11 protein-coding genes and 1 pseudogene are annotated in these 13,333 nt (G+C 61.5%); 4 read left to right on the forward strand and 8 right to left on the reverse strand.

All coding sequences use genetic code 11. The annotated features are described in order from the left end of the window. Window positions 1-765: 765 nt before the first annotated feature. Complete coding sequence (locus HJB82_RS19390) at window positions 766-2,013, forward strand: acyltransferase (protein ID WP_207583191.1); 1,248 nt, start codon at window positions 766-768, stop codon at window positions 2,011-2,013. Here HJB82_RS19390 and HJB82_RS19395 read toward each other — a convergent pair. The 3 genes from HJB82_RS19395 to HJB82_RS19405 are packed head-to-tail and all read right to left on the reverse strand — an operon-like array spanning window position 1,986 to window position 3,856. Beyond that, the gene (locus HJB82_RS19395) at window positions 1,986-2,549 is read right to left on the reverse strand and encodes a biotin transporter BioY (protein WP_221117813.1); all 564 of its coding nucleotides are present in this window, start codon (window positions 2,547-2,549) and stop codon (window positions 1,986-1,988) included. The genes HJB82_RS19390 and HJB82_RS19395 overlap by 28 nt on opposite strands. A gap of 24 nt (window positions 2,550-2,573) precedes the next feature. Then, window positions 2,574-3,182 (reverse strand): energy-coupling factor transporter transmembrane protein EcfT, encoded by a 609-nt coding sequence (locus tag HJB82_RS19400; RefSeq protein WP_221141036.1) that lies wholly within the window; start codon window positions 3,180-3,182, stop codon window positions 2,574-2,576. Further along, window positions 3,182-3,856, reverse strand: a complete 675-nt coding sequence (locus HJB82_RS19405) for an energy-coupling factor ABC transporter ATP-binding protein (RefSeq protein WP_221141038.1) — start codon at window positions 3,854-3,856, stop codon at window positions 3,182-3,184. The genes HJB82_RS19400 and HJB82_RS19405 overlap by 1 nt, the downstream gene beginning before the upstream one ends. Window positions 3,857-4,086: 230 nt before the next feature. On the opposite strand from HJB82_RS19405, the gene HJB82_RS19410 reads away from it, so the two are divergent. Then, a complete protein-coding gene (locus tag HJB82_RS19410) occupies window positions 4,087-5,277 on the forward strand; it encodes a winged helix-turn-helix domain-containing protein (RefSeq protein ID WP_221117811.1) in 1,191 nt (396 codons plus the stop codon). A gap of 168 nt (window positions 5,278-5,445) precedes the next feature. Here the strand turns inward: HJB82_RS19410 and ribB are convergent, their stop codons facing one another. The 3 genes from ribB to HJB82_RS19425 all read right to left on the reverse strand — a co-directional run bounded on the left by ribB (window position 5,446) and on the right by HJB82_RS19425 (window position 11,042). Beyond that, the gene (ribB, locus tag HJB82_RS19415; RefSeq protein ID WP_221116887.1) at window positions 5,446-6,549 is read right to left on the reverse strand and encodes a 3,4-dihydroxy-2-butanone-4-phosphate synthase; all 1,104 of its coding nucleotides are present in this window, start codon (window positions 6,547-6,549) and stop codon (window positions 5,446-5,448) included. Between the two features lie 12 nt (window positions 6,550-6,561). Further along, window positions 6,562-7,659 carry a chorismate synthase gene (aroC, locus tag HJB82_RS19420; RefSeq protein WP_207583197.1) on the reverse strand — a complete coding sequence of 366 codons (1,098 nt, stop codon included), beginning with the start codon at window positions 7,657-7,659 and terminating at the stop codon, window positions 6,562-6,564. A 209-nt stretch (window positions 7,660-7,868) separates the two neighbouring features. Then, window positions 7,869-11,042: an EAL domain-containing protein gene (locus HJB82_RS19425; protein WP_221141040.1), complete on the reverse strand. Its 3,174-nt coding sequence runs from the start codon at window positions 11,040-11,042 to the stop codon at window positions 7,869-7,871. Between the two features lie 240 nt (window positions 11,043-11,282). On the opposite strand from HJB82_RS19425, the gene HJB82_RS19430 reads away from it, so the two are divergent. Together HJB82_RS19430 and HJB82_RS31660 are read left to right on the forward strand one after the other, a co-directional pair. Beyond that, complete coding sequence (locus tag HJB82_RS19430; protein WP_003569889.1) at window positions 11,283-11,543, forward strand: DUF1344 domain-containing protein; 261 nt, start codon at window positions 11,283-11,285, stop codon at window positions 11,541-11,543. Window positions 11,544-11,634: 91 nt separating this feature from the next. After that, window positions 11,635-11,829: pseudogene (locus HJB82_RS31660) on the forward strand (type II toxin-antitoxin system HicA family toxin). A gap of 14 nt (window positions 11,830-11,843) precedes the next feature. Here HJB82_RS31660 and HJB82_RS19435 read toward each other — a convergent pair. Then, window positions 11,844-12,434 carry a histidine phosphatase family protein gene (locus HJB82_RS19435; protein WP_207583199.1) on the reverse strand — a complete coding sequence of 197 codons (591 nt, stop codon included), beginning with the start codon at window positions 12,432-12,434 and terminating at the stop codon, window positions 11,844-11,846. 21 nt (window positions 12,435-12,455) lie between these two features. Then, window positions 12,456-13,274, reverse strand: a complete 819-nt coding sequence (fabI, locus tag HJB82_RS19440; RefSeq protein ID WP_207583200.1) for an enoyl-ACP reductase FabI — start codon at window positions 13,272-13,274, stop codon at window positions 12,456-12,458. Between the last annotated feature and the right edge of the window lie 59 nt (window positions 13,275-13,333).

Below are 13,333 nucleotides of genomic sequence, written 5' to 3' on the forward strand. Positions count from 1 at the left end.
AACCGGCTCCAACGCTGCGCAAGATGAAAGCTTCGCGTTTCCGCCGGTTGCTCACACCGCGCCACTTGGCGTATTCAAAACCCCCGAGGCTCTAATCGCAGCTGGATGAAAGTTCAGTGGCAGGTCAAGGAAACAAGATTTCCTGAAACGAACGAAAGGATACTGATTGGAAACACTGTTCTCGAATGGCCTGCTCATCATCTACTTCATTCTGTTTTGTGTCGGAATCTCTGCCAATAGCCACAAGCCGGGTAGTTCTGGCGACGGCGGTGGAGATGGGGGCGACTTTTCACATGGCGGCGACTGCCACGGTGGCGCCTGTGACGATGGTGACGGAGGAGGGGGAGATGGTGGAGGTGGAGACTAGCTGAACTGAAATCGATAGTATGCCCGACCGCCTCAAGGCGGTTTTTTTGTTGCCGATTTTCCAAGCCGTAAGAGGCCGGCAATGGACCGGAACGCCAGACGTTCCGACAGCGTGGAGACGGTTTTTCGTTGGAAATTCCTCATGCGCGACGCGCGCTCTCCACATTTCGATGCCAATACCGCTTCGTGAACCGCGCCCCAATGGGCGTATGCGATACCCCGCTTGACGATCTCGCCGGGGAAGAACGGGAGGCTGTGGCCGCTCGTCTTGATGATCTCTGACCGAGAAAGCTGACGAACTGATCCATCACGCAATCGTCGATTGCCGCGCGTTCTGCGTGTGCCTTGCATCAATATCCCAGCCAGGGTAGTACTGCCTCAGATATTGGGAGAACAGATATGTCGAAATCCGACACTGCCAGCCCGTATATTTACGGTATCGACGCACTCAGATTTGTGTGCGCGCTCATGGTAACGGTGTTTCATCTCGGATTTGCTTCCTGGGCGTCGCCCTTATATCTGAGACCCTACAAAATGCCCGCGATCGAGAATGTTGCCCAACCGGGATGGGTTGGCGTCGAACTGTTCTTCGTCATATCCGGGCTCGTGATCATCAACTCCGCCGCCTCGGCCACCGCCATGTCGTTCCTGAAGGGACGGGTCCTGCGGCTGTATCCGGCGGTGTGGATCTGCGCGTCACTGACGCTGATCTTCATCGCGACGCAGGATATCAACAGGCGCGTCATCAAGAACTATCTGCGGTCGATCACGCTCTATCCGGGCGGTCCATGGATCGATGGTCAATATTGGACACTGGCCTGCGAGATATGTTTCTATGCCCTTGTCTTCATCCTGTGTGCGACCGGTCGTAGGGCGAGGATGCCTGCGCTGGCGCTCGGCCTGTCGTTGGCAAGTACCGCTTTCATCGCTCTGTTAAACGCATTTCCCGATTCTGAGATCCTGGCCATATTCACCGACACCGCCTGGCGGGCCGTTCCCTTTTATTACGGCTGCCAGTTTGCCATCGGCATCTACATCTACATCTGGCTTTTGTCTCGAACGCGGATGAGCCCAATTTCCTGGGTGGGTTTGATCTGCGCGCTGGTGACCGGGGCTACTCAGATTTACATGGCAGCCGGCAGCACCAGCGATCGTACGCTCGCCGTGGCGGGTCATTCATTCTCGCCGCTTCCGGCAATCTTGATCTGGGCGGCGGGGCTGGTCTTCATCGCGGCCAGCGTCGGCTATAGCCGGCAGATCAGTCGTCTCCCGAAAGCCTTGCTCCAATCGGTCAAAACCCTCGGCTTGATGACCTACCCGCTCTATCTCCTGCATTTCGCCATCGGCATCCAGCTTCTCGATTGGCTGACCGATCTGGGCATGACACCCCTGCCGGCACTCGGTTTGGCCGTCGCGATCGTCTGTGCAATGTCGCTCGTCGTATGCAAATGGGGAGAGCCGCCCATCCGCAGAGTTCTGCGCATGGTTTTTGATAGGCTTGCTCACCGGTCGCTGGATTTGGCCAATAATTCAATCGATGTTGAAAGCAGCCGTCAACAAGCGACAGCCGCCTTCGAGCCGAAGGCGGCTGTCGGTGCAGGTGATAGCGTGCCTACGCCTTACGCGCGCAGCGGCAGCAGGGGATAGCCGACCATGACGGCGCGGCCGAGGAGGGCTGCGACGAAGGCCTTGACCACATCGCCGGGAACGAAAGCCATCGAGCCGATGAAAGCCTTCGTGAAGCCGAGACCAGCCACCGTCGCGAGATAGGTGATGCCGAAGGCGTAGAGCACGACGACGCCGCCGACCACGGCGGTGAGGAAGAAGCTCACCGTCTGCACCAGGCCGGACTGCCGGTCATTGACCAGCCGCTCGCTGAGATAGCCGGTGACGAAGGCGGCAAAGATCCAGCCGATCAGGAAGCCGGCGGTCGGCGAGGCGAAGATCGCCAGCCCGCCGCGGCCGCCGGAAAGCACCGGCAGGCCGATGGCGACGAGCAGGAGCACGATCATCACGGCAATGGCGCCGCGCCGGGCGCCTAGCACGACGCCGGCCATCATGACGCCGAGCGATTGCGCGGTGATCGGTACCGGAATGAAGCCGAGCGGGATCGGCGGCAGCAGGCCCAGCGCCACGATGATTGCGGCAAAGAGGGCGGTGAGAACGAGGTCGCGGGTGCTCATCATGAATTCCGTGGTTAAAATTGGTTAACTTCCATGCCGCCGAATGCCGCGCGCGTCAATCGCCGAGGCGATATTATCCGCATCCTTGAGCGTCAGAATGATCAGTGGCGCAAGCAGGCTCGCCGGCCGGGCCTTCAGCCCACGCGCCCTGTGCGCCTCGCGGATCGCCTGATAACGCGTGACGATCTCGGGCACGAAGCGCAGCACCAGCCCAAGCGCCAGGCCGATATCGTCGGCCTGCACCCGGCCGGTGCGCTCCAGCGGGCGGGCAAGCGCCGTCACCTCGTCGATAAATTCGGTGATCGACGTCGTCGCCGTCACGGTGGCGGCGAAAAGCATCAGCGCCGTCAGCCGCAGCAGCGGCACGAGCGCCTCGTGCCAGGGATTGAAGATCAGGTTGAAGAGCGCGACGACGGCGATCGTCAGGAAGATCGGCCGCAGCCGCCTGAGCGCATCCGCAAACGGCAGGCCGACCATGCGGTAGAAAACCGCCGTCAGCAGCACGGCGGTGGAAAGCACGGCGAGATTGTCGGTAATGAACAGCACGACGCTCAAGGCCGCAAGCGACAGCAGCTTTAGCCGCGGCGAAAGCCGGTGCATCACGCTGTTGCCTTCGACATAGAGCGATTGCATCAGGCGGCGATCTCCCTGTAGCGCGCGATCGCCTCAATGGCCGGCGCATCCGCGGCAAGCCGCCCTTCATGAAACAGCAGCACTCGCTCGAAATCGGCGATCAATTCCAGGTCATGGGTGATGACGATGGCGCTTTCCGGCAGCCCGGCGATAATCCCTTCGACCAGCGCCCGGTTCTTCAGGTCGAGCTGGTTGGTCGGCTCGTCGAGGATGAGAATGCCCGGTCCCGTCGCCAGCACCGAGCAGAGAGCGGCCACCTGCAGCTCGCCGCCGGAAAGCTCGTGCGCTCGGCGACCGGCGAGCGCCTCGGCGCCGAAGCGGGCAAGCACGGCTTCGACCTTCGCCTCGATCTCCGCCTTGGTGAAACCGCGCCGCTTCAGCCCGAAGGCGATGTCGTCCCTGACGATCGGCAGGATGATCTGGTTCTGCGGCGACTGGAAGATGAAGCCGACATCGGCCACAGCCGTCTTCTCGTCGGCCGTATCGCGGCCGTTGACGGTGACGCGGCCGACCGTCGGCTTGCTCAGCCCGTTGATCAGCCGCGCGAAAGTCGTCTTGCCCGAACCGTTCAGCCCGATGACGCCGACACGTTTCCCAGAAATGCCGAGCGTCAGCGGCTCCAGCGCCACCCGTGCCCCGAAACTGACCCCGGCACCTTCGAAAACAATATCCAAACCAGCCCTCACATCCATGCGATGCCGCTTTCTATACGGAGACGCCGGGGGGATGAAAGAGCAAATCTCGCTTTCGATATCCACCGAATATCGGGTGGCTGGAGGAATCCCAGCAAAAGTGCGCAGCGGTTTTGCGTCCGGGATCGCGTGGAAACAAAAGCCTAGAGCATTTCCGTGATTCGGAGAAAAACGGAATGCGCTAGGAAGATTTTCCGGATTATGATGTCGCCATGACGAATCTGCTTTCCAATTCCGACGCCCGCCGTGTCTTTCTTGCCAAGCAGGGCCTCAGCGCCCCGCCGAACCGCGCCTTGACCAAGGACGGCCTGTTGCAGCTCATCCGCGAGCTGGGTTTTGTCCAGGTGGACAGCATCCAGACGGTGGAGCGTGCACATCATCAGATCCTGTTTTCCCGCAACCAGACCTACCGGCGCGAGCACCTGACTGCGCTGCTCGAAAAGGACGGCGCGCTGTTCGAGCACTGGACACATGACGCCTCCATCCTGCCGAGCACCTTCTTCGTTTATTGGAAACACAAGTTCCGCCATCAGGAAAAGGTCATCATCGAACGCTGGCGCAAATGGCGCGGCGAGGGTTTCGAGACGGCTTTCGAGGAGACCTATGAGCGCGTCGAGCGCGACGGCGCGATCCTCGCCCGCGACATCAAGGCCGACGGCCATGTCTCCGGCGGCTGGTGGAACTGGCATCCGAACAAGACCGCGCTCGAATATTTCTGGCACACCGGCAAGTTCGCCATCGCCGGCCGGTCGAACTTCCAGAAGATCTATGACCTGACGGAGCGTGTCATCCCGGCCGAATTCCGCGAGCCGGAGGTAAGCCGCGAGGAATTTATCGACTGGGCCTGCCGCAGCGCGCTCGCCCGCCTCGGCTTTGCCACCCATGGCGAGATCTCAGCCTTCTGGAACCTCGTCTCGCCCGATGAAGCCAAGGCCTGGGTATCAGCCCATCGCGATGAGCTGATCGAAGTGCTGATCGAACCGGCGCTCGGCGCCAAGCCGCGCCCCTCCTGGGCTTTCGCCGATTTCCTCTCGACGCTCGACAATTACCCCGGCGCGCCGCCGCGCATCCGCGTGCTCAGCCCGTTCGACCCGATGATCCGCGACCGCAACCGCACCGAACGCCTGTTCGGCTTCTTCTACCGCATCGAGATTTTCGTGCCCGAACCGAAGCGCGAATATGGCTATTACGTCTTCCCGCTGCTCGAAGGCGACCGGCTGATCGGCCGTATCGATATGAAGGCCGATCGGAAGAAATCGACGCTTGATGTCCGGCGGCTCTGGCTGGAGCCTGGCGTCAAGGCTTCGACCGGGCGGCTGGAGAGGTTGGAGGCTGAACTGGACCGGGTGGCCAGGTTTGCGGGGGTGGAGAAGGTCGTGTTGCTCGACGGATGGAGAGGGTAATCTCTTCTCCCCAGCGGGGAGAAGGTGGCGGCAGCCGGATGAGGGGGCTTCATAGCACGCCGCTCATTATTGCCCTTCGCTCGCGCTCAGTGCATTCGCTCCTAGCGTCGCTCACCCCCTTATCTGTCCTTCGGACATCTCTCCCCGCTGGGGAGAAGGGGGAAACCCTCAGCAGATCTCCGTCGTGCTGATCTTGATCCCAAAGCCTTCCAGGCCGACATAGTGGCGCTCGCGGCTGGTCAGCAGCTTGATCGAGCTGACGCCGAGGTCCTTGAGGATCTGGGCCCCGAGGCCGATTTCCAGCCATTCGCTGTCGCGCGTCTGGGCTTCGGCATGGGCCTCGCGGCCCTGGTTGCGGGCTTTGCGGCCATTGTCGTGGTGGCCGACGCCGACCGAGCCTTCGCGCAGATAGACGATGACGCCGCGGCCTTCCTCGGAAATCTTCTGCATGTAGAAATCGACCGGGCTGTTCTTGCCAAACAGATCCTCGGCGACATTTTCCGGATGCAGGCGCACCGGGATATCGACGCCGTCGCGAATATCGCCGAAGACGACGGCGAGATGCTGCATCGGGTCCCAGGGCAGGGAATAGGTATGGGCCTTGGCCTTGCCGAACGGCGTGTCGACATCGAAACTGGTGCCGAGTTCGATCAGCGTTTCCTTGCGCTGGCGATAGGCGATGAGATCGGCGACGGAGACGAGCTTCAGCCCGTGCTGCTCGGCGAAATCGACCACCTGCGGGCCGCGCGTGACGGTGCCGTCATCGTTGACGAGTTCGGAGATGACGCCGATCGGCGGCAGGCCGGCGAGCTTGCAGAGGTCGACGGCAGCTTCCGTATGGCCGGAGCGCATCAGCACGCCGCCCTCGCGGGAAACCAGCGGGAAGATGTGGCCTGGACGGACGAAATCGGCAGCGCCGACATTCGGGTTGGCAAGGTTGCGCACCGTCAGCGTCCGGTCGTCGGCGGAGATGCCGGTCGTCGTGCCATGCTTGAAATCGACCGAGACGGTGAAGGCCGTCGTATGGGCCGAATCGTTTTCCGCCACCATGGCGTTGAGGTTGAGGCGCCTGGCCTCCTCCTTCGGCATCGGCGCGCAGACGATGCCTGAAGTGTGGCGCACGATGAAGGCCATCTTCTCCGGCGTGGTATGGACGGCGGCAACGATCAGGTCACCTTCGTTCTCGCGGTCATTGTCGTCCATGACGACGACGATCTCGCCGGCCTCGAAGGCCCTGATGGCGTCGACGACGCGCTTCTGGTCATAAGACATGAGCGAGCACTCCTATTTCAGGCGGCCGGTCTGGCCGCGGTCGCGAAGATAATGGTCGGCGACGGCGCAGGCGACCATCGCCTCGCCGATCGGCACGGCCCGGATGCCGACGCAGGGGTCGTGCCGGCCCTTGGTGCGGATATCGACATTGTTGCCGCTGGCATCGATCGACTGGCGTTCTGTCAGGATCGAGGAGGTCGGCTTGACGGCGAAACGCGCCACCACCGGCTGTCCGGTCGAGATGCCGCCGAGAATACCGCCGGCATTGTTGGAAAGAAAGATCGGCACACCGTCATTGCCCATGCGCATTTCGTCGGCATTGTCTTCGCCGCTGGTCTCGGCAGCGGCAAAACCATTGCCGATCTCGACGCCCTTGACGGCGTTGATCGACATCAGCAGCGAAGCGATATCTTGGTCGAGCTTGGCGTAGATCGGCGCGCCGAGACCGGCCGGCACACCTTCGGCGATCACTTCGACGACCGCGCCGATCGACGAGCCGTTCTTGCGGATGCCGTCGAGATATTCCTCCCAGACCGGCACGATGGCCGCATCGGGGGAGAAGAACGGGTTCTGCCCGACTTGGTCCCAATCCCAGTTGCGGCGGTCGATCTTGTGTTTGCCGATCTGCACCAGCGCGCCGCGCACGGTGACGCCAGGCACGACGAGACGGGCGATGCCGCCGGCGGCAACCCGCGCCGCGGTCTCGCGCGCCGAGGAACGGCCGCCGCCGCGATAATCGCGAATGCCGTATTTGAGGTCATAGGTATAATCCGCATGGCCGGGGCGGTATTGCCTGGCGATCTCGCCGTAATCCTTGGAGCGCTGGTCGGTGTTTTCGATCAGCATCGAAATCGGCGTGCCGGTTGATGTCATCGTCTCGCCATCGGCATCGAGCATGACGCCGGATAGTACCTTGACCAGATCGTCCTCGCGCCGCTGCGTGACGAAGCGGGATTGCCCGGGCTTGCGCTTGTCGAGCCAGACCTGCAGATCCGCGAGCGTGAAGCGCAGCCCCGGAGGGCAGCCGTCGACGACGCAGCCGAGCGCCGGACCATGGCTTTCGCCCCAGGTGGTTACGCGGAAGAGGTGACCGAATGTATTGTGCGACATGTGTTCCCACGGTGGCGCGCCAAAGCCGGTCGCGCCATTGCTTGAAAAGGCGCGACACTCATAGGCCAAAAAACCGTCGAGGCAAAAGCCTTTCTTTGCGCCAAACCGGCAGTCGCGGGAATGCTGTTCCGGATGGAGCGCGCATCGTTACGCCACCTTCACTCCGCCAGCCGAAAGAGCCGAGGACGAGGGCGATCAGCGGACGTCGATCACGACGCCAGCCGCCATCCCGTTCCTGTCGCCTCGTTGGTGAAATCATCGAAGGAGAGCGGCCGGGAGAAGGCAAAGCCCTGCAGGATATCGCAGCCGAGATCGCGCAGCAGTTCGGCATGCGCCGCCGTCTCCACCCCTTCGGCCACTGTCTCGACGCCGAGCGAGCGGGCGATCTCGATGATCGAGCGGACCAGCGCCCGCTCCTGCGAGGCATTGACGATCGGCTGCACCAGCTGGCGGTCGATCTTCAGCCGCTTCGGCTTCAGCTTCAACAGGCTGACGATCGAGGTATGGCCGGTGCCGAAATCGTCGATCTCGATATCGATGCCGAGCGCCTTGATGCGCTCGAGGTTGTGCGAGACCACATCCTCGCTCTCGTCGAGGAAGATCGATTCCACCAGTTCGAAGGAGATCTCGCCGGGGCGGATCTGCAGATCTGTAAGCGATTCCAGCAGGCTGCCGTCATGCAGCCGCCGCGCCGAGACATTGACCGAGACCTTGGGCACGGCAATCCCCAGCGCCGTCCAGCGCATCTTGTCGCGCAACGCCGTTTCGAGCACGATCCGGTCGAGCATCTGCACCACATTGATCTCGTCGGCAATGCGCAGGAACTTGTCGGGCGCGAGCAGACCTTTGACCGGATGGTTCCAGCGCACCAGCGCCTCCACACCCGTCAGCTCCATCGTCCGGGCGCAGAATTGCGGCTGATACCAGGCGGTGAATTCGCCATTGTCGATGCCGGCGAGGATCTCGTCGGCGGTGCGCTTGGTGTTGATGATATCGGCCTGGAGATTGTGGTTGAAGAATTCGAAGCGGTTGCGGCCCATGCTCTTGGCGCGGTAGAGCGCGATATCGGCATTGATCAGCACCTTGCGTGCGTCGACATGAATGCCGTTGGCGAGCGCCACGCCGATCGACACGCCGCAGCGGCAGGAAAAACCCTGGAAATCGATCGGCTGGCGCATCTCCTCGATGATCCTGGTCGAAAGCTGCGCCATCTCCTTGTCGCCGACCTCAAGCGCGAGGATGACGAATTCGTCGCCGCCGATGCGCGCCACGATGTCGCTGCCGCGGACATTTTTGGCGAGCACCTTCGAGGCGTGCACGAGCATGGCATCGCCGGCGGCATGGCCAAGCGTGTCGTTGATGTCCTTGAAGCGGTCGAGGTCGATGTGCAGGATCGAGAATTTCTGCCGTTGCCGGCGGCCGTCATTGGTCAGTTCTTCAAGCGCGATGTCGAGCTTGCGGCGATTGGCGAGTGCGGTCAGCGGGTCGTGCAGCGAATTGTGCTCGATCCTGTTCTTGGCAAGCTCGAGCTCGATATTCTTGGCGACCGCCTCGTCCTTGGCCGCCTTCAGCCGGATCGTCATCAGCACGTCTTCGGTGGCGTCGAAGGCGATGCCCATGATCTTCATCTCGCCGGTCCCCGTCTGGTGGACCTTGCCGACCGAGCGCACGTAACGCACTGAGCCGTCGTCGACGATCACCCGGCAGACGAGGGTGTGCGTATCGCCGTTCTGCTTGAAGTGGCGTGCGCTTTCGAGCGCCAGAGCCCGATCCTCGGGATGGATGCGCGAAAGCCAGGTCTCCTCGGTCATGAAGCCGTTGCGCGGCCCAAGCCCATAGAGTTCGTGCATCCGCTCGTTCCAGATCGAGCCGCCTCGGTGGGGCCGCGCTTCCCATATGCCGCATTGATAGGAATTGAGCGCCAGGTCGAGCCGGCTCGACAGCTCGGCGAGCTGCCCCTCGCGGCTGGAAAGCTCTTCAAGCGCCAGCTCCAGCTCGGCATTCTTGACCTCGCTTGTATCCTTGGCCTTGCGCAGCATGTCGGTGGTCACCGCATCGGCGGTCACGTCCCAGACGATGCCGATCGTCTTGCTGACGCCGCCGGCATCCGTATAGAAGGCCCCGACCGAGCGCAGGTGCCGGATGCCGCCATCGGCAAGCAGGATGCGGTACTGCGCCGTGCAGGCAGTACCGGCGATGCTGCAGCTGAAGAAATGCACTTCGGCGATGTCTCGGTCCTCCGGCAGGATCGCCGCCAGCCATTCGTCGAGCGCCCGGCTTCCTTCCTGCGCCGGCTTGCCGTGCAGTGCTGCGGCGCGCGCATCCCAGAGCAGGCTGCTCGTATGATCCTGCAGCTCCCAGATGCCGATATTCGAGGATTTCAGCGCCAGATTCAGCCGCTGCGACAGTTCCTTGAGTTTCGCCTCGCGCGTCTCCAGCTCGGTGATGTTGCGATTGCGCTCGCCGAGCAGGAGTGTGGCGAAGAAGATCGGGATGATGATAATGCAGCCGGCGGCAGCGACGATCAGGCGCAACTCGGTTCGGTTTTCCGGTATCGCGTCCCAGCCGCTGTTCGGGACGACGGAGAGTTCCCACTTGCCGCCGGCAAAGCCGATCTTCTGGCGCATCGGATCCCTGCTGTCGATATCGGACGACCCGAAGAAGGGCGCGGCTGTCACGGCCCTCGCCGGCGAGCCAATATCCCGGATGGCGATCGAAAGATGGTCGAGATGCGGATAACGTTCCCGGTTCTCGCGGTCGCGCGCCGGCATCAGCCCGGTCGCCTCGTAGAACATCTGCTGGTCGATGATGAGTTCAACCGCTCCCCAGATCCGCCGCTGGCCGTTCTCCTTGATGAAAACCGGGAAGAATATGGCAAAGGCGTCGCGGCCCTCGGCGCTGATCGGGCCATAGAAGCGGGCCGACTGATCGCCGGCCGCAGGCGTGATCGCCTGGCGTGAAAAAAGCGCTTCGCGCACGTCGCGGCCGATTCGCGGATTGCCCGATTGCGGTGGATAGACGTTGCTGACGATGAAATCGGGGGCGACGGCGATATGAATGAAGGATGGGTTCTGAATCAGCAGCCAATTGATCTGCCGCTCCATCTCCTCTCCGTTTGCTGCGCTGACGGAGATCAGATTGGTCAGGTCGCGGACGATGCTGAGGTCCATGTGGATCTCCGCCATGACCCGGGCGCGGATGAGGTTAGCCTCGCTTTCGGTGCGGATATGAAGTTCGCGCTCATAAGATGCCGTATTCGCGCGGTCGAGGCCGAAGCCGACCATGATGACGACAAGGGCGGCAAACGATGAAACCAGGAACGAGACGCGGGTATTCCTCAACACGCGCCGCAACTGCTTGTTGTCGCTCAGCCTGGATAGCAAAATGAAACCCCCATCGTCCGGGCAACTGTAGGGGGCGGGGGTTAATTTACGATTGCCCGCAGGCGATGCCAAAAATCATGGGAAGGGAAAACCGCGGTTAACGCGGCACCTTGATTATATTTAAAATCCTATTCATCAATTAGGCGGGAAAAGACATTCTTACGGGCAATTTTCGCCATATTCAGGAGGCTATGTGTGGCCAGTCATGTTCTCGTGCAGCGTTTGAAAAGGATTGTCGCCATGCGTTTCGTCGTCGCCACGCTTTTGGCAACAGCAAGTTTCCTGTCGCCGATGAGCGGTTTTGCCGAGAGCGCCGATGTCGAGGCGACGATCAAGAAGGTCGACACCGCCAATCTCGTGCTGACGCTCGATGACGGCAAAACCTATCAGGCGCCCGAGGAATTCAATTTCGATGGCCTGGAAGCCGGCGTGAAGGTGATCGTCTTCTATACCGAAGTCGACGGCAAGCGCGTCATCAACGATCTCGATATCGTCAAGTAGGAAGCCTAACCGTCGAGAGCGGCTATAAATTCCTCTTCATTCAGCTACTACATACACTATGACACGCCGGCCAATCCGACCTACTGAGCGCATGGCCGGCTATCTACGTGAACTCAAAGAGCTACTGTTGAAAGCCGGCTGCGAATATGTGCGACCGGGAAAGGGTGATCACGAAATCTGGTAAAGCCCGATTTCCAACCGCCATTTCACGGTCGATCATGGGGTAAAATCACGCCATACAGCCAATGAAATGCTGAAACAGGCGGGACTTCCGAAAGCATTTTGATTCAGATGCAATGCCTACAGCCAGACGATCGTCCGCTCGGCGGTGTCGATCCTGGCGATCTGGTCCTGCGGGATTGCGCCTTCGGCAGCGCTGCTCTTCGGCAGGTTGGAAATCGCCTGGAACAGCGTGCGGATGACGCCGCCGTGGGTGACGCAGACCGTCGGGCGATCGACGGATTGCAGCCATGAGCCGGTGCGCCAGGAGAGGATCTCGTAGCTCTCCGCGTCATTGCCGGGCGGGATGAAATCCCATTTCGAGGCGTTGCGTTCGGCCACCCGCTCGCGCTGCGTCGCCTTCAATTCCTTGATCGTCGAGCCCTCCCAGTCGCCGAAGGAAATCTCGACCAGCCTCGGATCGGTGCGATAGGCAAGCGGCGGCAGGCCCATGGCGGTGCGCATGATTTCCATCGTCGCGCGGGTGCGGCCGAGCGGGCTCGCGACGAAATCGAATTCATCGACGGTGTCGCCGAGAATCCCGGCAAGCGCGATGCCGTTCTGCCGGGCCTGTTCCAGGCCCGTGGCATTCATCGGAACGTCCTTCTGACCCTGCAGGCGGCGCTCGGCATTCCAGGCAGTCTGGCCGTGTCTGATCACGTAGATAAGCACGGTCTCGGCTCCGGAAATGCTTTAGTCCTTGATGACGGAAATGTCGGGCGCGTCGACCGCCTTCATGCCGATGACATGATAGCCGCTGTCGGCATGGTGCACTTCGCCGGTGACGGAGCGCGACAGGTCCGACAGGAGATAGAGGCCGACATCGCCGACTTCCTCGATGGTGACGGTCCGGCGCAGCGGCGCGTTGTATTCGTTCCACTTCAGAATGTAGCGGAAATCGCCGATGCCGGAGGCGGCAAGCGTCTTGATCGGCCCGGCCGAGACGGCGTTGACGCGAATGTTCTGCGGCCCGAGGTCGACGGCCAGATATTTGACGCTCGCTTCGAGCGCGGCCTTGGCGACGCCCATGACGTTATAATTCGGCATCACCTTTTCGGCGCCGTAATAGGTCAGCGTCAGCATGGCGCCGCCATCCGTCATCAGCTTCTCGGCGCGGCGTGCGACCGAGGTGAAGGAATAGACGGAGATCTGCATCGTCTTGGCGAAATTGTCGGCCGAGGTGTCGACGTAACGGCCGGTCAGCTCGTCCTTGTCGGAGAAGCCGATCGCATGCACGAGGAAATCGATCTTGCCCCAGAGCTTTTCGACGTTTTCGAAAACGGCGTCGATCGTGGCTTCGTCGGCAACATCACAGTGGCCGACCAGCGTCGCGCCGATTTCGGCGGCGAGCGGCTCGACGCGCTTCTTCAGCGCATCGCCCTGGTAGGTCAGCGCGACTTCTCCGCCCTGCGCATGAATGGCCTTGGCAATACCCCACGCAATCGAACGATTGTTGGCGACACCCATGATGACGCCGCGTTTGCCTGCCATGAGGCCGGATGCTTGAGCCATATTTCGCTCCCTAGGAATTCTGATTGATCCTGCCTATGGCATAGGCCGCTAATCGGTTC

This window comes from Rhizobium sp. NZLR10, from assembly GCF_019685125.1.
Taxonomy (GTDB): Bacteria; Pseudomonadota; Alphaproteobacteria; order Rhizobiales; family Rhizobiaceae; genus Rhizobium.